The organism is Streptomyces sediminimaris, from assembly GCF_047049295.1.
Taxonomy (GTDB): domain Bacteria; phylum Actinomycetota; class Actinomycetes; order Streptomycetales; family Streptomycetaceae; genus Streptomyces; species Streptomyces sediminimaris.
The window spans coordinates 5,716,784-5,739,269 of record NZ_JBJWOT010000001.1 but is presented as its reverse complement, the minus strand read 5'-3'; the positions used below and the strand labels follow the sequence as shown (position 1 = coordinate 5,739,269).

Here is a 22,486-nt window from a genome sequence, read left to right as displayed (position 1 = left end):
GGCTCCGGACGACGTGTTCTCGGGCGGCTCGCCGTGATGACGTACGACCAATGTAGGCCCGGTGTCCCCGGAGTGCGCGGGCGATTACATCCTCGCGGGCACTCCCGTCAGCGCGGTCACCACCGGATCCAGCGCCTGGTGTATCTCCTCGCCGATCGAGCGGAAGAAGGTCAGCGGTGCTCCGTACGGGTCGTAGACCTCGTCCGCCTCGGCCGTCGGGGCCAGCAGCCATCCGCGCAGCGCGGCGGCCGCCCGGACCAGGGCGCGGGCGCGGGCGACGACGCCGTCCTGGAGCGGGGGCAGGGTCGCGGGGTCGATCGCGCGGACCAGGCGGGTGAACTCCTTCAGGGTGAAGGTGCGCAGGCCCGCCGAGTGGCCCATGGAGATGACCTGGGCGCGGTGGTCCCGGGTCGCCGTCAGCACGAGGTCGGCCATGATGACGTGCTCGTCGAGCAGCTCCCGGCCGGTGAAGCCGGAGGCGTCCGCGCCGAAGTCGGCCAGCACCCGCTCCGCGTTGGCCTCCATGGGCGCGCCCTCGTGGCCCCAGGTGCCCGCGCTCTCCACGATCAGCGCACCGCCCAGGACGCCGAGGCGCTGCGTGACGTAATGCCGGGTCAGCCGCTCGGTGATGGGCGAGCGGCAGACGTTGCCGGTGCTGACGTGGAGGATGCGGAAGCAGTCGCGTGGAAGCCCGACAAACGTTGTCGTGATCTCCGTCGCCCGTTCCCCGTTGCCTATGCCACGCCCCGCGTCAGGGGCTGTCAATTGGCCACCTCGAGGTCGGGTACGACCTTGCGCAGCTCCTCCGGGGACAGCGCGCCCTCGCGCAGCAGCACCGGCACGCGGCCGGTGACGTCGACGATGGACGACGGGACGTTGCCCGGCGTCGGGCCGCCGTCGAGGTACACGGAGACGGCGTCGCCGAGCATCTCCTGCGCGGCGTCACAGGTCTCCGGGGACGGGTGCCCGGTGAGGTTGGCGGAGGAGACCGCCATGGGGCCGACCTCGGTCAGCAGCTCGATGGCGACCGGGTGCAGCGGCATGCGCACGGCGACCGTGCCCCGGGTCTCGCCCAGGTCCCACTGCAGCGACGGCTGGTGCTTGGCGACGAGCGTGAGCGCGCCGGGCCAGAAGGCGTCGACGAGCTCCCAGGCCATCTCGGAGAAGTCCGTGACCAGGCCGTGCAGCGTGTTCGGGGAGCCGATCAGCACGGGAGAGGGCATGTTGCGGCCCCGGCCCTTGGCCTCCAGCAGGTCGCCGACGGCCTCCGAGGAGAACGCGTCCGCGCCGATGCCGTACACCGTGTCGGTCGGAAGCACCACGAGCTCGCCACGGCGGACGGCGGACGCGGCTTCGCGCAGACCGGTCGTGCGGTCGGTCGCGTCATTGGTGTCGTATCGCCGAGCCATGTCTAGCGGGCCTCCTCGTACACGTACGTCCGGGAAAGAGTGCGGGGGGCGGTCACGGCAGCGCCTTGCGGGCGGTCGCGAACCGCGGGCGGTTGTTGAGGTCCGGGTGGTCGGCCGCGTCGGCCCAGCCCCGCTCCTCGGTGAAGATCCACGGCACCTGGCCGCCCTGGGTGTCGGCGTGCTCGATGACGACGACACCGCCCGGGCGCAGGAGCCGGTGCGCGGTCCGCTCCAGACCGCGGATGAGTTCGAGACCGTCCTCGCCGGAGAACAGGGCGAGTTCGGGATCGTAGTCCCGCGCCTCGGGAGCGACGTACTCCCACTCGGTCAGCGGGATGTAGGGCGGGTTGGAGACGACCAGGTCGACCTGGCCGTCGAGGTCGTGGAAGGCCTCGAGGGCGTCGCCCCGGCGCAGGTCGACCCGGGAGCCCGCCACGTTCTTGCGGGTCCACCGCAGCGCGTCCTCGGACAGCTCCACGGCGTGCACGCGCGAGCGCGGGACCTCCTGGGCGAGGGCGAGCGCGATGGCGCCGGAGCCGGTGCACAGGTCGACGATGCAGGGCTCGACGACGTCCATGGCGCGTACGGCGTCTATGGCCCAGCCGACCACGGACTCGGTCTCCGGGCGCGGCACGAACACGCCCGGGCCCACCTGGAGTTCGAGGTACCGGAAGTAGGCCCGCCCGGTGATGTGCTGCAGCGGCTCACGCTGCTCGCGCCGGGCGATGACCTCCCAGTACCGGGCGTCGAAGTCCGAGTCCTTCACGGAGTGCAGCTCGCCCCGCTTCACACCGTGCACGAACGCGGCGAGCTCCTCCGCGTCGTTGCGCGGCGAGGGCACGCCGGCGTCGGCCAGCCGCTGGGTGGCCTGTGCCACCTCTGCGAGCAGCAGGTTCACGCAAGTCCTCCGTGTCGTACTGGGTCGTGCGTACGGCCTTTACGCGGCGGCCAGCTTGGCCGCCGAGTCCGCGTCGACGCATGCCTGGATCACCGCGTCGAGGTCGCCGTCCAGGACCTGGTCAAGGTTGTACGCCTTGAAGCCCACGCGGTGGTCCGAAATGCGATTCTCCGGGAAGTTGTACGTACGGATCTTCTCGGAGCGGTCGACGGTGCGGACCTGGCTGCGGCGGGCGTCGGCGGCTTCCTTCTCGGCCTCCTCCTGCGCCGCCGCGAGCAGCCTGGAGCGCAGGATACGCAGTGCCTGCTCCTTGTTCTGCAGCTGGCTCTTCTCGTTCTGGCAGGAGGCGACCACTCCGGTCGGGATGTGCGTGATGCGCACGGCGGAGTCGGTGGTGTTGACGGACTGGCCGCCGGGCCCGGAGGAGCGGTAGACGTCGATGCGCAGGTCGTTGGGGTTGATCTCGACGTCGACCTCCTCCGCCTCGGGCGTGACGAGCACGCCGGCGGCGGAGGTGTGGATACGGCCCTGGGACTCGGTCGCCGGCACGCGCTGCACGCGGTGCACGCCGCCCTCGTACTTCAGGCGGGCCCAGACGCCCTGGCCGGGCTCGGTGGCGCCCTGGCCGCCCTTGGTCTTCACGGCGACCTGGACGTCCTTGTAGCCGCCCAGCTCGGACTCGGTGGCGTCGATGATCTCGGTCTTCCAGCCGACGCGCTCGGCGTAGCGCAGGTACATGCGCAGCAGGTCGCCGGCGAACAGCGCCGACTCGTCGCCGCCCGCGCCCGCCTTGATCTCCAGGATGACGTCCTTGTCGTCGCTGGGGTCGCGCGGGACCAGCAGAAGGCGCAGCTTCTCGGTGAGCTCCTCGCGCTGCTGCTCCAGCTCCTTGACCTCGGCGGCGAAGTCCGGGTCGTCGGCGGCGAACTCGCGCGCGGTGCCGATGTCGTCGCCGGTCCGCTTCCAGGTGCGGTACGTGGCGACGATCGGGGTGAGCTCGGCGTAGCGCTTGTTCAGCCGGCGCGCGTTGGCCTGGTCGGCGTGGACCGACGGGTCGGCGAGCCTGGTCTCCAGGTCGGCGTGCTCACCGACGAGTTCCTCGACGGCCTCGAACATCTTGGGCTCCTGCAATACGGAAGGGAGGGAAGGCGGACGACCAAAAACGCCGGTCCCGGCGCGCCTGTTTCAGGGCGCGGCCGTGGACCGGCGAATGGGAGCCCGCTACTTCTTGGAGCCGGCTGCAGCCTTGCCGAAGCGGGCCTCGAAGCGGGCCACACGGCCACCGGTGTCGAGGATCTTCTGCTTGCCCGTGTAGAACGGGTGGCACTCGGAGCAGACCTCGGCGCGGATGGCGCCGCTGGAGATCGTGCTGCGGGTGGTGAACGACGCTCCGCAGGTGCAGCTGACCTGCGTCTCGACGTACTCGGGGTGGATGTCGCGCTTCAAGGTGTCTCCTAGTTCCGGGAGGGCGCCGGGTCGCATCCGCGGGATACGGAGGCGTGAACCGGGGCCGACGTACCAGTCTGCCAGGACTGGGGCCATCCCCCAAAACCGGGGGCTCGCCTGTTCTATTCCGGATCGGCCGCCCGGTCCCTCAGGCGGCGCTGACGACGCCCTTCGCGTCGCCCGTGGCCGTGCCGGCGGTCGCCGATCCCGGGATCGGGCGGTCGTTCTTCAGGGCCGTCCAGACCTGCTGGGCCTTGTTCTTCTCCACGACGACCCGGTTGCGGTCGGCCGGGTCGTACCGCACCGGCATCGTGATCATGGTCATCTTCGAGGAGCTGATGTCCTTCAGGCCGCCCGCGAACGACATCAGGGAGTTGACCGACCCCAGGTCGGAGTCCGCGGTCACGGCCTTGGTGGCGGTGTCGGCGAGGTCGTAGAGCTTCTTCGGGCTGGTGAAGACGCCGAGGTGTTTGACCTGGTCGACCAGCGCCTTGACGAAGGCCTGCTGGAGCTGGATGCGGCCGAGGTCGGAGCCGTCGCCGACCCCGTGCCGAGTGCGGACCAGGCCGAGGGCCTGCGCACCGTCGAGGGTGTGCGTGCCGGCCTTGAGGCTCAGGTGGCTCTGGCGGTCCTCGATGTTCTTCGTCGTGGTGACCGGGACGCCGCCGAGTTCGTCGATGAGCTTCTCGAAGCCCTTGAAGTCGACCTCGAGGTAGTGGTCCATGCGGATGTCGGTCAGGGACTCGACGGTCTTGACCGCACAGGCGGCACCGCCGGTGGAGTAGGCGGAGTTGAACATCACGCCCCGCGCCGCGGGATGGGTCCGGCCGGCGGTGTCGGTGCACTCGGGGCGGTCGATGATGGTGTCCCTCGGGATGGAGACCACGTCGGCCCGTTTGTGCCCCTTGTGGACGTGCACGATCATCGCGGTGTCGGAGCGGGCGCTGCCGTCGTCGGCGCCGCCGCCGAGCTTCCTGTTGCCGCCGGCGCGGGAGTCCGACCCGAGGACGAGGATGTTCTCGGAGCCGTTGTCGGCCTTCGCCGGCCGGGACGTGCCGAGGGCCGAGTCGATGTCGACGCTCTTGATGTTGCCGTTGAGCTTGAAGTACAGGTATCCGGCTCCGGTACCGCCCAGCACGACGATCCCCGCCGCGGTCCACGCCGTGATCAGAAGGCCCTTGTGGCGCCTGCTGCGGGGCTTTCGGCGGCGGCCCCCGGCGCTGTCGCGCGGGCCGCCGGTGCCGGGGCCTCCCGGTATGCCGGGGCCCGGTGTGCTCTCGGCGGTCATGTGCTCCTCGAATCTCGTCCGGTCGGATACCCCCAGATTTCAGGGTCAGGCCTGTCGATACGGGTCGTACCGCACCATCGTCACTCCATCCGGTCAGACGGAGAAACCGGGGAAAAGGTTGCACGGCGTACCGCTTTCCGGTGGTGGGCGGCCGGGCACGGAGCGTCACCTTCGCCGAGTACGGAGTACCCGAGTACCAAGTACCGAGCACGGAGTACCCGACTACGGAGCACGGAGCATGACCACCGCCGATCGTGCCCGAGCACGCCGACAGGCCTCCCCCCGTTCACCGAGGTGAACGGGGGGAGGCCTGTCGGCGTGGTGCCGGGATTCCCCGGAGACGGTGCCTCAGTCGCCGTTGCCGGGCGTCGGCGTCGTCTTCTGGATCTGCATCAGGAACTCGGCGTTCGACTTCGTCTGCTTCATCTTGTCGAGCAGCAGCTCCACCGCCTGCTGCTGGTCGAGGGCGTGCAGCACCCGGCGCAGCTTCCAGACGATGGCGAGCTCGTCGCTGGCGAGCAGGATCTCTTCCTTGCGGGTGCCGGACGCGTCCACGTCCACCGCCGGGAAGATCCGCTTGTCGGCGAGCTTCCGGTCGAGCTTGAGCTCGGCGTTGCCGGTGCCCTTGAACTCCTCGAAGATCACTTCGTCCATGCGGGACCCGGTGTCCACCAGGGCGGTGGCGAGGATGGTCAGCGAACCGCCGTCCTCGATGTTGCGGGCCGCGCCGAAGAAGCGCTTCGGCGGGTACAGGGCCGTCGAGTCGACACCACCGGACAGGATGCGGCCGGAGGCCGGGGCGGCGAGGTTGTACGCGCGGCCCAGCCGGGTGATCGAGTCGAGCAGCACGACGACGTCGTGGCCCAGCTCCACCAGGCGCTTGGCACGCTCGATGGCGAGCTCGGCGACCGTGGTGTGGTCCTCGGCCGGGCGGTCGAAGGTCGAGGAGATGACCTCGCCCTTGACCGACCGCTGCATGTCGGTGACCTCTTCCGGACGCTCGTCGACGAGGACGACCATCAGGTGGCACTCGGGGTTGTTGTGCGTGATCGCGTTGGCGATCGCCTGCATGATCATGGTCTTGCCGGTCTTCGGCGGGGCCACGATCAGACCGCGCTGGCCCTTGCCGATCGGCGACACGAGGTCGATGATCCGGGTCGTCAGCACGCCCGGGTCGGTCTCCAGACGGAGCCGGTCCTGCGGGTACAGCGGCGTCAGCTTGTTGAACTCCGGGCGGCCACGGCCGTGTTCGGGGGCCATGCCGTTGACGGAGTCGAGGCGGACCAGCGCGTTGAACTTCTCGCGCCGCTCGCCCTCCTTGGGCTGACGCACCGCGCCGGTGATGTGGTCGCCCTTGCGCAGGCCGTTCTTGCGGACCTGGGCGAGGGAGACGTACACGTCGTTCGGGCCCGGCAGGTAGCCGGAGGTGCGGATGAACGCGTAGTTGTCGAGGATGTCCAGGATGCCCGCGACGGGGATCAGGACGTCGTCCTCGGCGATCTGCGGCTCGCCGGCGATGTCGTCACGGCCACGACGGCCCCGGCGGTCGCGGTAACGGCCCCGGCGGCCGCGGCGGCCGCCCTCGAAGTCGTCCCCGTCGTCGTCCCGCTGACGGTTGTCCCGGCCTCCGCCGCCGCCCTGCTGCTGGTTCTGCTGGCCGCGCTGCTGGCCGCCCTGGCCCTGCTGGTCGTCGCCCTTGTTGCCGCGGCGGTCACCGCGGTCCCGGCCGCGGTCCCGGCGGTCGCGGCGGCCACGGCCCTCGCCGTCACCGGCGTCGCCCTTGGCGTCGTTCTGCGCCTGGCCCCTGGACTCGTTCTGCGCCTGGCCCTTGGACTCGTTCTGCGCCTGCGGGGCGGGCGTCTCGGCCTTCGGCTCGTTCTTCGCCTCGGCGGCGACCGTCTCGGGGCTGCCCGCCTCGGCGGTGGCGCGACGGCGGCGGCGCTCCGCGGGAGCGTCCTCCGCCCCGCGCTCGGCCGCGTTCGCGCGGGAGGCGTCCCCGTCGCGGGCGGGGCCGCCGGCGGGCTGGCCGGGAATCTCGATCTGCTGCTGGGACTCGGCCTTCTCGGCCGGCGCGGCAGCCTTCTTCTCGGCGGCGGCCTCGTCACCCGTGCGGGTCCTGGAGGTGGCGCGGCGCTTGGGCTTGGTGTCGGCGGCCGCGTCGGCGGCCTTGCCCGGAGCGGCGGCACCTCCCCCGGCCTGCGCCTCCTTGATGACCTCGATCAGCTGGCTCTTGCGCATGCGCGCCGTGCCCCTGATGCCGAGGCCGGATGCGACCTGCTGCAGCTCGGCCAGCACCATGCCCTCTAGGCCGGTACCGCGGCGCCGCCGGGAGCCTGCACCGGTGGCAGGCGCGGAGGCGTCCGTGGCGGGCGCGGCAGCAGTCTCCTCGACACGTGCGCCCATCAGATCGGTGGTGTCGCTCACGAAGGGTCCTTCCCTGGAGCGGACGTCGGCCTGTCTGGCTCGGCGACCGGTTGTGCTTCCGGCTCCGGTCCTTGCTTGTGGACCGCGCCGGGGCGGTGGTCCGCCAAAGATGGCGGAGGCAATATCTGGGATGGCGCTTCCCGGAGCCGTGGCCGTGGCACCGAGTGTCGGTGTCACGTGGCTCGGTCGCACCGGTTCCGGAGCGTGCCCGGCAAGTCGCTCAGTGCTCGCGTACGAGGTACTGCCCGCGTACGTCGTACGGAACACAGTGCGGCTTGGGAGGCTCCCGGAAGGATGTCTGTCCCGAACTGGGACACGAAGCACCTCGCCATGGTGGGGTCGGGTGCAGACTTGAGGTTAACACTACCGGATCCAACAAACATTCCCCCTCTCCAAATCCGGCAACCGTGTGTCAGGGCGCAAGCGGCAGCACGCTCGCTCCCTCGGCGTCGAGCTCGAGCCGGTTCGCGGCCCAGCCCTCACCTGCCACATCGGCCACCTTGTCGGCGCTGTCGGCGTCGGCCAGCGCGAGCACGGTGGGTCCCGCTCCGGAGATGACCGCCGGCACCCCGTCGGCCCGCAGCCGCTCCACCAGCGCGGCGCTCTCCGGCATGGCGGGCGCGCGGTACTCCTGGTGGAGGCGGTCCTCTGTGGCGGGCAGCAGCAGCTCGGGGCGCCGGGTGAGGGCCTCGACGAGCAGGGCGGCACGGCCCGCGTTGGCGGCGGCGTCGACGTGCGGCACGGTGCGCGGGAGCAGGCCGCGCGCGGTCTCGGTGAGGACCGGCTTCCCGGGCACGAAAACCACCGGAACGATGGAATCGGCGGCGTCCATCCTGATCGCGCGCGCGGCACCCGCCTCCATCCAGGAGAGGGTGAACCCGCCGAGCAGACAGGCCGCCACGTTGTCGGGGTGCCCCTCGATCTCGGTGGCGAGCTCGAGCAGGGCCGTGTCGTCGAGCCTCGGCTCCCCGCCTATGGTCACGGCGCGCGCGGCGACGATGCCGGCGCAGATGGCGGCGGAGGAGGAGCCCAGGCCGCGGCCGTGCGGAATGCGGTTGGCGCACACGATCTCCAGGCCGCGCGGCTGCCCGCCGAGCAGGTCGAAGGCGGTGCGCAGGGACCGTACGAGCAGATGGTTCTCATCACGCGGCAGCGTCTCGCTGCCCTCGCCCGCGATGTCGATGTGCAGCCCGGAGTCGGCCACCCGGACGACCACGTCGTCGTAGAGCCCCAGCGAGAGCCCGAAAGCGTCGAAGCCCGGACCGAGGTTGGCGCTGGTGGCGGGGACGCGCACCCTGACGGCTGCGGCGCGGAATGCAGGACCGGCCATCTTCCGATGACTCTCCTTAGAGCTGCGTGATGGTCGAAGACGTTCGATACAGCATCGGGTACGTACACGGGGACCCTCGGGCCGCTCGGGGCGGCGCGGCACCGCCACACGCGTCCTGGGCGAAGGCATATGCGGCGGGCGGGTTCGGTACAGCCTATCGAAGGAAGGTTCTGTGGCGACATAGGGCGCACAGGAGGCGCACGATGCGTGCCGCAAGCCCCCTGTGCACCCCTCGGCGGGGGGCCGCTCAGGCCGGACCGCTCAGGCCGGACTGCTCTGTCCGGGCCCTCAGGGGTGGCTGGTCTGTCCGGGCCCTCATGGGTGACTGGTCAGCCCGGGCTCTCAGGCCGTACTGCCCAGCCCGGACCGCTCTGTCCGGGCCCTCAGGCGTGACTGCTCAGCACGGACCGCTCAGCCCGGACCGGCAGGCCGGACCGGCCAGCCCGAGCCCTCAGGCCGGACCGCTCGGCCCGGACCCGCAGGCCGGACCGCCCAGCCCGGAACCGCAGGCCGGACCGCCCAGCCCGGACCCTGAGACCGGACCGCCCAGCTCGGAACCCTCAGCCCGGAACCGTCGGCCCGTATCCCCGGGCCGGACCGCTCAGGCCAGGCCGAGGCGCTCGGCGGCGGTCACGGCGTCGACCGGGACGGTGACCGGCTGCGGGGCGCCGGCGACGGCCCAGTCGGGGTCCTTCAGGCCGTTCCCGGTCACCGTGCACACGATCCGCTGCCCCGGGTCGACCTTGCCCTGTTCGGCGGCCTTCAGCAGACCGGCGACGGACGCGGCGGACGCGGGCTCGACGAAGACGCCCTCCTGCGCGGCCAACAGCCGGTAGGCGCGCAGGATCTCACGGTCCGTCACCTCGTCGATGAGGCCGCCGGACTCGTCCCGCGCGGCCAGCGCGTACTGCCAGGAGGCGGGGTTGCCGATCCGGATCGCGGTGGCGATGGTCGACGGGTCCTTGACGATCTCACCGCGCACGATCGGAGCGCTGCCGGACGCCTGGAAGCCCCACATCCGGGGCGTGCGGGTGGCCACCCCGTCGACGGCGTACTCCCGGTAGCCCTTCCAGTAGGCCGTGATGTTGCCCGCGTTGCCGACCGGGAGGACGTGGATGTCGGGCGCGTCGCCGAGCATGTCGACGACCTCGAAGGCGGCGGTCTTCTGGCCCTCGATGCGTACGGGGTTGACCGAGTTCACCAGTGCCACCGGGTAGTTCTCGCTCAGCGCGCGGGCGAGAGTGAGGCAGTCGTCGAAGTTGCCGTCCACCTGGAGGATCCTGGCGCCGTGCACCAGCGCCTGGCCCATCTTGCCGAGCGCGATCTTGCCCCGCGGGACGAGAACGGCCGAGACCATGCCCGCGCGCACGGCGTATGCGGCCGCGCTGGCCGAGGTGTTGCCGGTGGAGGCGCAGATCACGGCCTTCGCGCCCTCCTCCTTGGCCCGCGAGATGGCCATGGTCATACCGCGGTCCTTGAAGGACCCGGTGGGGTTCGCGCCCTCCACCTTGAGGTGGACCTCGCAGCCCGTGCGCTCGGAGAGCACCTGCGCGGGCACGAGGGGCGTGCCGCCCTCGCGGAGCGTCACGACCGGCGTGGTGTCGGAGACCGGCAGTCTGTCCCGGTACTCCTCGATGATTCCGCGCCACTGGTGGGTCATTGCTGGTTACTCTCCTTCAACCCGCATGATGCTGGCGACACCCCGCACGGTGTCGAGCTTGCGCAGCGCCTCGACGACCCCGCTCAGCGAGGCGTCGGACGCGCGGTGGGTGACGACGACGAGGGAGGCCTCGCCGTTGCCGTCCTGTCGCCCCTGCTGCCGAACGGTATCGATCGACACCCGGTGCTCGGCGAACACGGTGGCGACCTGGGCGAGAACACCCGGTTTGTCGGCGACGTCGAGGCTGATGTGATACCGCGTCACGACCTCGCCCATGCCCGACACGGGCAGCGCGGCGTACGACGACTCGCCGGGCCCGGTCGCCCCGCTCAGCCGGTTGCGGCAGACGGCGACGAGGTCGCCGAGCACGGCGGAGGCGGTGGGCGCGCCGCCGGCGCCGGGACCGTAGAACATGAGCTGCCCCGAGGCGTCGGACTCGACGAACACGGCGTTGTAGGCGCCGCGCACGGAGGCCAGGGGGTGGCTCAGCGGAATCATGGCGGGGTGCACGCGGGCGGTGACGGACCGGCCGTCCCCGGCCCGCTCGCAGATGGCGAGCAGCTTGATGGTGCAGCCCATCTCCTTCGCCGAGCGGAAGTCGGCGGAGGTGACCTCGGTCATGCCCTCGCGGTAGACGTCGTCGAGGCGTACCCGCGAGTGGAAGGCGATGCCGGCGAGGATGGCCGCCTTCGCGGCGGCGTCGAAGCCCTCGACGTCGGCGGTCGGGTCGGCCTCGGCGTACCCCAGGGCGGTGGCCTCGTCGAGGGCCTCCTGGTAGCCGGCCCCCGTCGAGTCCATCTTGTCGAGGATGAAATTGGTGGTGCCGTTGACGATCCCGAGCACCCGGTTGACCTTGTCGCCCGCGAGGGACTCGCGCAGCGGGCGGATCAGCGGGATGGCCCCGGCCACGGCGGCCTCGTAGTAAAGATCCCCGCCGTGCTCCTCGGCGACGGCGTGCAGGGCGGCGCCGTCCTGCGCGAGCAGCGCCTTGTTGGCGGAGACGACGGAGGCGCCGTGCTCGAAGGCGGCGGTGATCAGCGAGCGGGCGGGCTCGATGCCCCCGATCACCTCGACCACGACGTCGATGTCGCCGCGTTTGACGAGGGCGGTGGCGTCGGTGGTGACGAGGGAGGCGTCGATGCCCTCGCGCACCTTGGAGGGCCGCCGCACGGCCACGCCCGCGAGCTCCACGGGCGCGCCGATCCGGGCGGCGAGGTCGGCGGCGTGCGTCGTCATGATGCGCGCCACCTCTGAGCCGACGACCCCACAGCCCAGCAGCGCCACCTTCAGCGGACGCGTACGCATCATCCGACCTCGTTTCCTCATACCGTCTTCGGTTGCACCAGTCTCACTCACCGGACGGGACTTTCTATCCCATGTCCGGATCGTGAGACATCGATTTCATTTGTACGGGGCGGCGGCCAGGAGATCTTCCGCCCCGGCCCATCCCACCCAACCCCCGCCGGGCCCTGCCCCGGGTAAGCCGACGTCCAAGCGTCCAAGCGCAGGCCCCCGGATCAGCCGACATCGAGGCGCGGGCCCCGGATCAGCCGATATCGAGGCGCAGGCCCCGAGTCAGCCGACATCGAGGCGCGGGCCCCGGATCAGCCGACATCGAGGCGCAGGCCCCGAGTCAGCCGACATCGAGGCGCAGGCCCCGAGTCAGCCGACATCGAGGCGCAGCAGGTCCTCCTCGGTCTCGCGGCGGACGATGACGCGGGCCTCGCCGTCGTTGACGGCGACGACGGGCGGCCGGAGCACGTGGTTGTAGTTGCTCGCCATGGAACGGCAGTAGGCGCCCGTCGCGGGCACCGCGATGAGGTCACCCGGTGCCAGGTCGGCCGGCAGGAACGCGTCCTTCACCACGATGTCCCCGCTCTCGCAGTGCTTGCCCACGACCCGGGCGAGCATCGGCTCGGCGTCGGAGGTGCGGGAGAGCAGGGCGACGCTGTACTCGGCGTCGTAGAGCGCGGTGCGGATGTTGTCGGACATGCCGCCGTCGACGGAGACGTAGGTCCGCAGCCCGTCGAGGGGCTTGATGGTGCCGACCTCGTAGAGCGTGAAGGCGGTCGGACCGACGATGGCGCGCCCGGGCTCGACGGAGATGCGCGGGGTCCGCAGCCTGGCGGCCTCGCACTCACGGGTGACGATCTCGGTCAGCGCCTTGGCGATCTCGTGCGGCTCGCGCGGGTCGTCGTCACTCGTGTAGGCGATGCCCAGCCCGCCGCCGAGGTCGATCTCGGGCAGCTCGATCCCGTGCTCGTCGCGGATGTCCCTCAGCAGCCCGACGACGCGGTGCGCGGCGACCTCGAAGCCGGACATGTCGAAGATCTGCGACCCGATGTGACTGTGGATCCCGATCAGCTCCAGGCCGTCGAGCGCCAGGGCCCGCCGCACGGCCTCGGCGGCCTGTCCCCCGGCCAGCGGAATGCCGAACTTCTGGTCCTCGTGGGCGGTGGCGATGAACTCGTGCGTGTGCGCCTCGACGCCGACCGTGATGCGGATCTGCACCCGCTGCCGCTTGCCGAGCTCCTGCGCGATGTGCGCGACGCGGACGATCTCCTGGAAGGAGTCGAGGACGATACGCCCGACGCCCTCGGTGACCGCCCGGCGGATCTCCTCGGCGGACTTGTTGTTGCCGTGGAAGGCGATGCGGCCGGCCGGCATGCCCGCGGAGAGGGCGGTGGCCAGCTCGCCGCCGGAGCAGACGTCGAGGTTGAGCCCCTCCTCGTGCAGCCACCGCACGACGGCACGGGAGAGGAAGGCCTTGCCGGCGTAGAAGACGTCGGCGTCGGCCCCGAAGGCACCACGCCAGGCACGCGCCCGGGCCCGGAAGTCGGCCTCGTCGAGGATGTAGGCCGGGGTGCCGTGGCGCTCGGCGAGGGTCTTGACGTCGACGCCGCCGACGGTGGCCACACCGTCCGCGCCCCGGGTGACCGTATGGGCCCAGACCTTCGGGTCGAGCTCGTTGAGGTCGGTGGGCGGGGCGGAGTAGTGGCCCTCGGGGAGGACGTCGGCGTGGCGGGGCCCGGCGGGGTGTGCGGAACGGCTCATGTTCTCGGGTGGCTTTCTGTGTGCGTCACAGGTGGTCGGGTGCGTCGATGCCGAGCAGGGACAGGCCGCCGGCCAGCACCGCCCCGGCGGCTTCGGCGAGCGCGAGCCGGGCACGGTGGGCGGCCGAGGGTTTCTCGCCGCCGCGCGGGAGCACGGCGGGCAGGACGGCGAGAACGGCGTCGGCGACACCGACGAGGTGCCGGGCCAGGCTGTCGGGCGTACGGTGCGCCGCCGCCCGGGCCAGGACTCGGGGGTGGTCGGCGAGGACGGCGAGGAGACCGGCCGCCGCGGCGTGCTGCGCGTCTTCCCGTACGACTGCTGCGTCTGGCGCGTGTGGTGCGTTTGCCACGTGTGGCGCATTTGGCGCATGTGGCGCGCTGGGTGCGGGTGATGTGCTCTGTGGCGCGGGTGATGTGTTCTGTGCCGCGGGTGATTTGTTCTGTGCCGCAGGTGGTGCGTCTCTTACGTCCCCGGGCGTGGGGGCGAAGCCCAGGTCGGCGGCGTTGCGGCGGAGGGCCCGGGTGCGGGCGTGGGCGTAACGGACGCGGAAGAGAGGGTTGCTCTCGCGCTGGACGAGGTGATCGGCGGTGATACGGGGCCGGTCGTGGGCGGCGGGGTACAGCAGCGCCCAGCGGGCGGCGTCGGGGCCGAGCAGGGCGGGGTCGTCGGGGGCCGGAACGGGTCGGAGGTTCACGGGCTCGCAGTGGTCGACCTCCACGCGCCCTCCCTGCGAACCGACGATCCGCACGAGCGCGTCCGCGACGACCTCGGCGCGGACCTCGTAGGGGATGCGCACCTCGACGACCTGCCCGGCGAGGGAGTCGCCGTGGCCGTAGAGCGGGCCGGCCTCGAGGATCTCGCGAATGAGGGCGGCCGCCACGCTTCGGAGACTGATGTTGACGAACCCCGGCCCGGTGACGACGACGTCGTCGACACCGTCCTCCGCGGCGAGGTACCGCCGCAGGATCTCGGCCACCCGGAGCGGCGGCTGCCCGGCCGGCCGAGCGAGCTGGAGGGCGATGCTGGTGGCGTAGTCACCACAGCCCCCCGGCCCCGGCGGCGCGACAACGGCCCGTCGCGGAACGGTCACGCTCAGCTCCCCCTCATCAACAGCCCGACGCACCGCGCGCAGCACGGTACGGGACAGCTCGACGGGGGTCACGGGTCAAGCGTATGGGAGGAGGGGGGTGGGTGGGCGAGCTGGTTCCGGGGTGGGGCGGGGGCGGGAGCTGATTCGGAGGTGGGGGTGGATGGGCGAGATTGGTTCGGAGGTGGGAGCGCGAGCTGGTGCTGGGGTGGAGTGGGGTGGGGTGAATGGGCGAGCTGGTTCTGACGCGGGGCGGGCGTCAGCCGGTGGCGCCACGTCCGGCTCGCTCGGCCTCACCGACACCGAGCACACTCCCGACCTCGGACTGGCCGCCGTCCCCCCTGCTCAGCCCACTACGCCGCCGCTCGATCAGCTGCCGGACGAGACGCACGAGTTCGGCGGGCTCGAAGGGCTTGGCGAGGAAGGCGTCGACGCCGACGTCCAGCCCGGCGTCGACCTCGTACGAGGTACAGGCGCTGACGATCGCCAGAGGAAGGTCACGGGTCCGAGGATCGCCGCGCAGCCGGGCGGCGGTACGAAGCCCATCGAGTCGGGGCATCACGACATCGAGGGTCACCACGTCGGGACGCACCTGATGCACGACATCCAGACACTCGGCACCATCAGCCGCGGTCACCACCTCGAAACCCTCCAGCTCGAGATTGACCCTGATCAGCTGCCGGATGACCTTGTTGTCGTCCACAACAAGCACCCGACCCGACGCGCCTGGCACAACTCGAGAGTAGGTCGGGACCGGCCACCGCGTCCGGCTTTTCCCCGTTTCCGGCCCGGGTGGGGGACGCGGGGGCGGACGGTACGGCGGGCCGGGGCACAGGCGAAGGAGGGCGTTGCGGGTCTGGAGTGGTTGCAGGTCCGGAGTGGCGTTGCAGCTCTGGAGAGAGGGGGGCGGGCGCAACGTCGGCTCTACACCCTCTCCCCCTACTGGCTCGTCGCGTGCCAACGGCGGCCAACGGAGTGCGGCGATGCTGACGACCGGGTCCCGGAAGGAGCACTGCGCCAGGCGGCGCCCGAAGGACGACGCCGCACCGCACAAGCCGCACGCCCCGGGCACGGCAGCACGGAAGTGGGCGCTGCCCGCGACGCCGGAAAACCGTTCATGAACACCCCGGATCAGCTGGTAGGGTTCTACCCGTCGCCGCGCACACAGCGCAGCAGACACGCCCCCGTAGCTCAGGGGATAGAGCAACGGCCTCCGGAGCCGTGTGCGCAGGTTCGAATCCTGCCGGGGGCACTTCGCAGGAAGTGCCTAAAGACCCCGCCACCAGCGCGTTCGCTGAGTGCGGGGTCTTTGCGCATGTGCAGGCGGATGCCGCCAAAAGCAGCCGTTTGCCAGTGATCACGTTGTAATAGCGTGTTGATCTTGAGGGGCTTCGTGCAAGGTCAGACGGTGTTCCGTGGCCCTTGAGCGTAGCCCGTGACCCGCACAAGGGACGACGCTGGTTGCTAGAGGTAGGCGTTGCGCGCACGCGCGGTAAATCGATGGCGCAAGCTCAGCGGTGTGTCCACCCTGGTCCACATGGCGGAACCCAAGCACCAGATTCGAGCCCTGCACACAGACTCCACAGTCACCGTCTACCAGGCGTACGCACCGGAGATCGGTCTGCCAGCGACCCTGGAGGGCCGTTTCCCGGCGGTGTGGCAGCGGGACCGGATGACATGGATCAAGCCGTCGTTTCTCTGGATGATGTATCGCTGCGGGTGGGGCACCAAGGAGGGTCAGGAAACCGTCCTCGCCGTCGAGATCACGCGGGAAGGCTTTGCGTGGGCTCTGGAACGCGCCTGTCTGTCCGACTACGAACCTGGACTCCACGCCGACCGTGCCACGTGGAAGCGCCAGTTGAAGCGATCTCCCGCCCGGGTGCAGTGGGACCCCGAACGTGATCTGCATCTTCAGCCGCTTCCTCACCGGTCGCTCCAGCTCGGCCTCACCGGCGAGGCCGCACGTCTCTATGCCGACGAGTGGATCGTTGCCATCACCGACGTCACACCACTCGCCCACACGATCCATGCCCGCGTACGGGACGGAGACCTGGTCATGGCCGGGAAACTCCTGCCCCACGAACGCTCATACCCCGTGAACGACGGAATCGTGGCTCATCTGCACCAATGAGCCAGGTCCATACACCAGTTGAGTTGATCTCTGAGCACACCGAAGCCCCGGACCCTTCCGAGTCCAGGGCTTCTGTCAGTCGATCACGTTCAGGTGTCAGTCCGCTGGGTCGTCCCCCTCCCCCAGCCCTTGCATGATCCGGTCGTTCATCTCCTTCTCCTGGCCGTCGATGCACTTGGCGTAGATCTTCAGCAGGACGTCGACCGAGTGGCCCGCGCGAGCGGCGACCTCCGGAGCCGGGACGCCGGAGTTGAGCCACTGGGACACACCCGCGTGGCGTAGGTCGTACGGTCGGAAGGCCAGGACCGAGGAGACCTGGTCGGGGACGAGCGCCAGTTCCCGAGCCTGCTTCCACGCGCGCGAGTACGACGAAGCGGCGATCACGTTGCCCCGCTCACTGGAGAACAGCCGGCCGTCCTTCGCCGTACCGAACTCCTTCAGGTGCTCACGGAGCAGGCGCACGAGCGGAGGCGGTATCGGCACGATGCGCACCTCACCGTGGGCCCGCTGTTTCAGACCGCGCCGGTCGTGAGCCTCACCGGAGTCCGTCCACGCTTTGCCCGCCGTGGGACGGGTCTCCGCCAACTCGATGCGGCCCCAGCCGGACGCCGGAAGCGTGCAGTCAGAACGCCGAAGCCCCAGGGCCTCCCCCGGTCGCATGGCCGCGTAATACAGGCACCCGAAGAACGCCCGCAGACGCCGACCACTCGCCCGGTCGTAGCCGCCCACGTACGTGAGCGCGGTCAGCAGCTCCCGGGCCTGACGAGGGTTGACCACCACCCGGCGGTCAACCTCCTGCACCGCCCGCTTCCCGCGCTTGCGCCGGACCCGGGTCAGCGGATTCGACGGCAGGTGCTCCAACTCCACCGCGTACTCCAGGGCGTTGAAGACGACCGCGCGCCGGCGCCGGTAGGTCTGGGTCGCAGCCGGTTTGCCGTCCAGCTTGCGGCCGAGCGCATCGATCAGCTCATGTACCCGGGCGATCTCCTGAAGCTCCCCCACTGGCAACGACGCCTTCTCGATCCACCGCACCGCCGCGGCGATCTCCTCGGGCCGCTCCCGCTCCCGTCGCGGAACCGGCAGGATGTACGAGCGCAGCGCCTTCCGAAGCACCTCCGGAGCAGGCCGCCCGCGCGCGGGTTTGACCACAACGGGAACGACCGTCGCCAGTGCATCGGTCATGCTGTCCCGTTGCTTGGCCGACGCCTCCGACCAACGCGCGTCCAGGTACTTCACCGCCAAGTCGAGGAACGACAAGGCAGCCTTGCCCCCGCGCAGCGAGTCGGGCAGACCGGTGACCGTGTCGAACGGATCGCCCTTGTCGAGCGCCCGCACCAGCTTGGCCCGGAAGCGGTCGGCAAGCGCCATAGTCTTGTGCGACTCACTGAACGGTTGTCCATCGACCATCCAGCGCACGAGATACGTCGGTTTCTTGGTCGTCTTGTTGACCGAGATCTTCCAGACGGAGACCTTGTACGACTTCACGACGCCGCCCCCTCCGCCCGGTCCTCCAACCAGTCGTTGAGCACGTCCCGCCGAACTCGGAGCTCTCCGTTGGGAAGCCGTATGCAGGGCGGAGCGAGCCGCAGTTCCCGCCAGCGGTAGAAGGTGCGCCGGGAGATGCCGCCGAGTTCGTCGAGCACCTGGCGGACCGTGAGCAGTTCGGCCGTCTTCACGCGGCTGTCACGCGCCATGGAGACCACCGCCCTCCTGCACCGAAGCGGCCAGGAGCGCCGCCGCCGGCGAGTAGCCACGTCCCGCGTAGCGCCACTGGCCGACCGTGACAGTCGGGCCATCGACCAGGCCGAGGGAGGCCCGTTGTTGCTCCGCGCGGTGATCGGCACGGGCCTGCCGGAGCGCGGTCAGTGTGGTCGAGTAGCGGCGTGACTTGGTGGAGAAGTGCCCGCCGTACCCGAGCATGTGGGCCCAACGGCGCAGCCCGAGCGGCTCGAACTCGGGCAGGCCACCGAGCCACCAGCACGTACCGATCATGCGCAGCACGTGTGCGCGTACCGGCAGCATGACCATGTCCCGTGCGTGGTAGATCCGGCCGTCCACCGCACCGGCGGACTCGGCTCCCTTCGTGGCGTACTTGGCGATGTAGCCCGCCACGGCCGCCGCAGAGGCAGGCCGCTCCCCCGCGTCCCGGCCGTACGAGGTGAGCGGTCGTACGTCGACCTGCGGGCCGAAGCGGAGCTCCCGCGGCCCGACGACATCCGCCCCCGGAGCGGCCAGCCGTACCCGACCGGCCACCTCCCGCACAGAGTCGATCAGCAGTGGCACGGTCGCCCAGGCAGGCGGAGACGAGTCGGGTCCGTCCGGTCCGTCGAGGCGGATCACGCCATGGAAGTGGACCAGGCCACGCCGCTGGTACTCGGCGACCTTCGCGTACGAGAGTCGGGCGACTTCCCCGAACTCCGTCCGCGACAGTCCAGCACGCCGTGCAACCTCGCGCCGCAACTCCAGCCCAAAGCGATGCCAGAGCCGACCGGCGAACGCGTACAGACCCTGACTACGAGCGGCGTCCCGACACCAGTGAAGCCGTCATCCTGTGGTCGATGAGCATGCTCATGAGCCGCCGTCTGGCCGCCCAGCACCAGCTGACTGTTCCGGTGCGGACGGCATGAACCTGCCCGGTTTCTCCTCGACCAGCCAGCCCCGTTCCACCAGCCGCTTCAGCCGTGCCCTCGCTCCCTCGACCCGGGAGGCGGAAGCGCTGTCCCAGCCCAGTACCACTGCTGCCCGCCGGGCACCCAGGCCGTCGCCTGCCGCATCCACCGCGGCGGCCATCAACGCCTGGTAGTCCGGCGACAACTCCTCGGTCCCGGTCGCGTTCTGCCGGTGAGGCACCGCCCGCCGCGGTCCCACTGGCTTCCTCTGCGGCACTGCACCGATCACTTCGGCGGGCGCACCCTCCTCAGCCAGCGCCTCCAGATACTGCTCCAGGCCGATCACCCGACGCCGAAGCACCTCTTCCGCGTCTGTCAGAGCCGCCCGCACCCGTTCCAACTCGGCTTCGAGTTCCTTCACCTGCACCGCCGCGGCCTTCTGCCGCCCTTCCAAAACCGCGCGCATCGACGGCATCGGCCACCTCCACGACATCTCGGCCAGCAACGGGCTGAGACTCCCGCGACAACGGCCATCTCATGCCTGACCAGCGAGAACCGCACATGAGGTTCGGAAAGAGAACGACCTCTCAGCTTGACTCTGTCGGGGATCTTGATGCCGGCGGAGTCAACTGCCCAGGGTTCGCCAGGACTTCGGGCGAGGGATCTCGCGCTGGTCGAGGTAGCTCTGGAAGGCAGTCGGCTGCCGGGGCGTGGGTGCTTCCATGGCTGGTGGCAGTCCGCTGAGGCGCTCGATGTTGACCGCGATGGCTGTCAGGACGTGCTGGACGTGAGCCTTTCCCTGTCCTCGGTAGCGGCAGCGCCGCATGCCGTGTCCGTGGGCGAACTCGTTGACCGTGCCCTCCACTCCGGAGCGGACCGCGTAGCGGGCCTTCCACTCGGGCGTCTGTTGCTCGGTGCGGACGCGGAGTTGCAGGTCGCGGAGCTCTCGTGGAGGAAAGCCCACGGTGCGGTGGCTTTCGCGGGAGGTGGTGCACTGCGTGCGGGCCGGGCAGGGCTGGCACTGGCTCTTGGTGAACCGTGCCACGATCAGCGGGGCCGCGGTGGGTGAGGAGGTCGGGTAGGGGCCGTGCCAGCCCGCGCTGACCTGTCCCTGGGGACAGGTGACCTGCCGACGATCGAAGTCGATGTGGAAGTCGTCCCGGTCGAAGCCCTCGCCTCGGCGGTGCTGGCGGGTGGGGTTGCTCTTCAGCGGACCGGAGACGGTGACCTGGTGTTCACGGGCAGCTTGTTCCAGGTGGGGCAGGGAGGTGTAGCCGGCGTCGACCAGGTGCTCGGCGGGCAACAGGCCGCGTCGGGCGAGGCGGGTGTGGATGCCGGGCAGGACCTGGCTGTCGTGGGTGGTGGCCGCGGTGGTGGCGACATCCGTGATCACGTTGGGGCCGTCGGCAGCACAGGTCTCGGTCAGATGAGCGGCGAACCCCTTCCAGCTGATGATGTGCCCGTGCCGTGCGTAGCGGGCCGAGGTGTCGTAGGGCGAGACGATCGCTCTCGACGACGGTGGCAGACCCACCCCGCCTTCCTTCTCAGCGGTGCGCCAGCGCAGGTGTCCCGCGGCATCACGGTGATAGTTCTGCACCATGATCTGCCGCAGAGCCTGGACACGAGGACCGGACATGCGGTCCGCTCCGTAGCGGTAGAGGTGTTCCAGCAGCCGGACGGCGTCGTTTCCGGTGGCGAGGATCCTGGTCATGGGCTTGGTGGGGTTCTTCCCCAGGCGGACCGGCCGACCGTAGCGCAGCCCCCAGCTCTCATCGACCAGCTCGTCCAGCAGATGAGGAGAGATGCCGGCGACCTCTTCGAGTGCGGCGCGAACCGCCTCGGTGACCAGCTCCAGGCGGGTCAGGTCACGCACCGCGGCCAGGACATGGGTGGAGTCGGTGCGCTGCGTGGTGCGCTCGCGCACCAGTCCGGCCTCCTTGAGGCGGGCCAGTGCGAGGTCGAGGAGGCGGTCGGCAAGGCCGTCCTCGGCGAGACGATCGCGGAAGTCGCCCAGCACGCTGTGGTGGAATCCGGGATCGTCCAGCTCCATGGCCATCGCGTATTTGAAGTCGATGCGGCAGCGGACCGCCTCGGCGGCCTGCCGGTCCGACAGTCCGAGGAGGAACTGCAGTACGCAGACGGTGGCCAGCTGAGCGGGTGAGAGCCCCGGACGTCCGTCCCTGGGGTACCAGTCGGCGAAGTCCTCGTCGCGCCACAGCCCATCGAGGCGGTCCCGTACCCATATCGCCTTCGTGCCAGCCGGGTTGCTCGCCCGCGCGACCTGCGCGGTCAGAGGCGGAACGTGCTCACCGGAACGGAGACGAAGGGACAACGAGCACCTCGACAGATGTATCGGTCGGCGGAACTACACGAGCATGCCCGTCGACCATGCTGCCGCAGCGGGAAACTCCAAGATCCCCGACAGAGTCAAGCTCAGTTGCTGTGGTGCGACTTCGCTGTGTCGTCTGCCGCATCCGGACCGCTGACGGACCGCTGACATGGCTAGGACTGACGGCGTGCGAAGAGGACTGCACCTGGAACGCTCTCATCGGGGTCGATCAGCATGTGGGCCTCGACGGTAAAGCCGGCATTGCGTAGCCAGGCCGCCACTTGCTCAGGTTGGCGGCGGTGAACGTGGACCTTCATCGGGTGGCCGCCGTAGCCCCGCGTCTTCAGCCTCGCCCCGTCGCCGACGTGAAAGCCGAGCAGCAGTGGCCCGCCGGGACGCAACACGCGCCGGAAGTGGCCGAAGACCGTGGGCACTGCTTCGTCAGGGACGTGAATCAACGACCAAAATGCAAGCAGGCCGACCACTGAGGCATCGGCGAGGTCGAGGTCCGTCATGGAGCCCACCTCGAACCGCAGGCGGGGGTGGTCACGTCGAGCCACGTCGATCATTCCGGACGACAGGTCGATACCGGAAGCGTCCAAACCCAGCTTGTGCAGGTGAGCAGTGACGTGCCCAGGTCCGCAGCCCACGTCCACCACCGGCCCACCGCCAGCGGCGTGCACCAAGTCGGCGAACAGCGCCAGAGCCGCCCGAAGATACGGCGCCCCGGCCAAAGCCTCGCGTAGTTGGTCGGCATAGCTGACCGCGACCGTGTCGTAGGAGGTCCGGGTGTCTGCCAACCAGGGGTCCGCAATCATGGC

At 70.3% G+C, this 22,486-nt stretch carries 19 protein-coding genes, 1 tRNA gene and 1 pseudogene; 2 read left to right on the top strand and 19 right to left on the bottom strand.

From position 1 onward, the window contains the following. Positions 1-84: 84 nt before the first annotated feature. The 13 genes from ACJ9NR_RS26770 to ACJ9NR_RS26710 all read right to left on the bottom strand — a co-directional run bounded on the left by ACJ9NR_RS26770 (position 85) and on the right by ACJ9NR_RS26710 (position 15,431). Positions 85-765: an arsenate reductase/protein-tyrosine-phosphatase family protein gene (locus ACJ9NR_RS26770; protein ID WP_412493474.1), complete on the bottom strand. Its 681-nt coding sequence runs from the start codon at positions 763-765 to the stop codon at positions 85-87. Beyond that, positions 762-1,409: an L-threonylcarbamoyladenylate synthase gene (locus tag ACJ9NR_RS26765; RefSeq protein ID WP_412493473.1), complete on the bottom strand. Its 648-nt coding sequence runs from the start codon at positions 1,407-1,409 to the stop codon at positions 762-764. The genes ACJ9NR_RS26770 and ACJ9NR_RS26765 overlap by 4 nt, the downstream gene beginning before the upstream one ends. Positions 1,410-1,461: 52 nt before the next feature. Then, positions 1,462-2,307, bottom strand: a complete 846-nt coding sequence (gene prmC / locus ACJ9NR_RS26760) for a peptide chain release factor N(5)-glutamine methyltransferase (protein ID WP_412493472.1) — start codon at positions 2,305-2,307, stop codon at positions 1,462-1,464. 39 nt (positions 2,308-2,346) lie between these two features. Further along, on the bottom strand, positions 2,347-3,423 hold the full coding sequence (prfA, locus tag ACJ9NR_RS26755) for a peptide chain release factor 1 (protein ID WP_412493471.1): 1,077 nt from the start codon (positions 3,421-3,423) through the stop codon (positions 2,347-2,349). 105 nt (positions 3,424-3,528) lie between these two features. Beyond that, on the bottom strand, positions 3,529-3,753 hold the full coding sequence (gene rpmE, locus ACJ9NR_RS26750; protein WP_166021190.1) for a 50S ribosomal protein L31: 225 nt from the start codon (positions 3,751-3,753) through the stop codon (positions 3,529-3,531). 148 nt (positions 3,754-3,901) lie between these two features. Continuing rightward, positions 3,902-5,041, bottom strand: coding sequence for an LCP family protein (locus ACJ9NR_RS26745; RefSeq protein WP_412493470.1), 1,140 nt, complete (start codon positions 5,039-5,041; stop codon positions 3,902-3,904). A gap of 348 nt (positions 5,042-5,389) precedes the next feature. Continuing rightward, on the bottom strand, positions 5,390-7,465 hold the full coding sequence (gene rho, locus ACJ9NR_RS26740) for a transcription termination factor Rho (protein ID WP_412493469.1): 2,076 nt from the start codon (positions 7,463-7,465) through the stop codon (positions 5,390-5,392). 412 nt (positions 7,466-7,877) lie between these two features. Further along, positions 7,878-8,795 carry a homoserine kinase gene (gene thrB, locus ACJ9NR_RS26735; protein ID WP_412493468.1) on the bottom strand — a complete coding sequence of 306 codons (918 nt, stop codon included), beginning with the start codon at positions 8,793-8,795 and terminating at the stop codon, positions 7,878-7,880. Between the two features lie 601 nt (positions 8,796-9,396). Next, a complete protein-coding gene (gene thrC, locus ACJ9NR_RS26730; RefSeq protein ID WP_412493467.1) occupies positions 9,397-10,455 on the bottom strand; it encodes a threonine synthase in 1,059 nt (352 codons plus the stop codon). A 6-nt stretch (positions 10,456-10,461) separates the two neighbouring features. Next, positions 10,462-11,760, bottom strand: a complete 1,299-nt coding sequence (locus ACJ9NR_RS26725) for a homoserine dehydrogenase (protein ID WP_412493536.1) — start codon at positions 11,758-11,760, stop codon at positions 10,462-10,464. A 357-nt stretch (positions 11,761-12,117) separates the two neighbouring features. Then, the gene (gene lysA / locus ACJ9NR_RS26720) at positions 12,118-13,509 is read right to left on the bottom strand and encodes a diaminopimelate decarboxylase (protein WP_412493466.1); all 1,392 of its coding nucleotides are present in this window, start codon (positions 13,507-13,509) and stop codon (positions 12,118-12,120) included. Positions 13,510-13,534: 25 nt separating this feature from the next. Then, positions 13,535-14,671: an ArgS-related anticodon-binding protein NrtL gene (gene nrtL, locus ACJ9NR_RS26715; protein ID WP_412493465.1), complete on the bottom strand. Its 1,137-nt coding sequence runs from the start codon at positions 14,669-14,671 to the stop codon at positions 13,535-13,537. Between the two features lie 184 nt (positions 14,672-14,855). After that, entirely contained in the window at positions 14,856-15,431 is a 576-nt protein-coding gene (locus ACJ9NR_RS26710; protein WP_412493535.1) for a response regulator, read from the bottom strand. Positions 15,432-15,776: 345 nt separating this feature from the next. Between ACJ9NR_RS26710 and ACJ9NR_RS26705 the strand changes: the two genes are divergently transcribed. Beyond that, a tRNA-Arg gene (locus ACJ9NR_RS26705) sits at positions 15,777-15,848 on the top strand. 285 nt (positions 15,849-16,133) lie between these two features. Next, a complete protein-coding gene (locus ACJ9NR_RS26700) occupies positions 16,134-16,727 on the top strand; it encodes a DUF4291 domain-containing protein (protein WP_412493464.1) in 594 nt (197 codons plus the stop codon). Between the two features lie 96 nt (positions 16,728-16,823). On the opposite strand, the gene ACJ9NR_RS26695 is transcribed toward ACJ9NR_RS26700, so the two are convergent. From ACJ9NR_RS26695 to ACJ9NR_RS26670, 6 genes and pseudogenes are all read right to left on the bottom strand, one after another. Beyond that, entirely contained in the window at positions 16,824-18,212 is a 1,389-nt protein-coding gene (locus ACJ9NR_RS26695) for a tyrosine-type recombinase/integrase (protein ID WP_412493463.1), read from the bottom strand. Then, entirely contained in the window at positions 18,209-18,421 is a 213-nt protein-coding gene (locus ACJ9NR_RS26690; protein WP_330282262.1) for a helix-turn-helix transcriptional regulator, read from the bottom strand. The genes ACJ9NR_RS26695 and ACJ9NR_RS26690 overlap by 4 nt, the downstream gene beginning before the upstream one ends. Further along, positions 18,411-19,229: pseudogene (locus ACJ9NR_RS26685) on the bottom strand (replication initiator); the annotation flags it as partial. The gene ACJ9NR_RS26690 and the pseudogene ACJ9NR_RS26685, both read right to left, overlap by 11 nt. A 66-nt stretch (positions 19,230-19,295) precedes the next feature. Then, on the bottom strand, positions 19,296-19,802 hold the full coding sequence (locus tag ACJ9NR_RS26680) for a hypothetical protein (protein WP_412493534.1): 507 nt from the start codon (positions 19,800-19,802) through the stop codon (positions 19,296-19,298). A gap of 159 nt (positions 19,803-19,961) precedes the next feature. After that, positions 19,962-21,668 (bottom strand): IS1182 family transposase, encoded by a 1,707-nt coding sequence (locus tag ACJ9NR_RS26675; RefSeq protein ID WP_412493462.1) that lies wholly within the window; start codon positions 21,666-21,668, stop codon positions 19,962-19,964. A 170-nt stretch (positions 21,669-21,838) separates the two neighbouring features. After that, positions 21,839-22,483 carry a class I SAM-dependent DNA methyltransferase gene (locus ACJ9NR_RS26670; RefSeq protein ID WP_412493461.1) on the bottom strand — a complete coding sequence of 215 codons (645 nt, stop codon included), beginning with the start codon at positions 22,481-22,483 and terminating at the stop codon, positions 21,839-21,841. Between the last annotated feature and the right edge of the window lie 3 nt (positions 22,484-22,486).

What these genes read in the sequence shown, in the direction of transcription:
- ACJ9NR_RS26690 (WP_330282262.1), bottom strand. Translation starts at nt 18,421, where the DNA reads ATGGCGCGTGACAGCCGCGTGAAGACGGCCGAACTGCTCACGGTCCGC.
- ACJ9NR_RS26765 (WP_412493473.1), bottom strand. Translation starts at nt 1,409, where the DNA reads ATGGCTCGGCGATACGACACCAATGACGCGACCGACCGCACGACCGGT.
- prfA (WP_412493471.1), bottom strand. Translation starts at nt 3,423, where the DNA reads ATGTTCGAGGCCGTCGAGGAACTCGTCGGTGAGCACGCCGACCTGGAG.
- ACJ9NR_RS26745 (WP_412493470.1), bottom strand. Translation starts at nt 5,041, where the DNA reads ATGACCGCCGAGAGCACACCGGGCCCCGGCATACCGGGAGGCCCCGGC.
- ACJ9NR_RS26670 (WP_412493461.1), bottom strand. Translation starts at nt 22,483, where the DNA reads ATGATTGCGGACCCCTGGTTGGCAGACACCCGGACCTCCTACGACACG.
- ACJ9NR_RS26680 (WP_412493534.1), bottom strand. Translation starts at nt 19,802, where the DNA reads ATGCGCGCGGTTTTGGAAGGGCGGCAGAAGGCCGCGGCGGTGCAGGTG.
- thrB (WP_412493468.1), bottom strand. Translation starts at nt 8,795, where the DNA reads ATGGCCGGTCCTGCATTCCGCGCCGCAGCCGTCAGGGTGCGCGTCCCC.
- lysA (WP_412493466.1), bottom strand. Translation starts at nt 13,509, where the DNA reads ATGAGCCGTTCCGCACACCCCGCCGGGCCCCGCCACGCCGACGTCCTC.
- ACJ9NR_RS26725 (WP_412493536.1), bottom strand. Translation starts at nt 11,760, where the DNA reads ATGCGTACGCGTCCGCTGAAGGTGGCGCTGCTGGGCTGTGGGGTCGTC.
- thrC (WP_412493467.1), bottom strand. Translation starts at nt 10,455, where the DNA reads ATGACCCACCAGTGGCGCGGAATCATCGAGGAGTACCGGGACAGACTG.
- ACJ9NR_RS26700 (WP_412493464.1), top strand. Translation starts at nt 16,134, where the DNA reads ATGGCGGAACCCAAGCACCAGATTCGAGCCCTGCACACAGACTCCACA.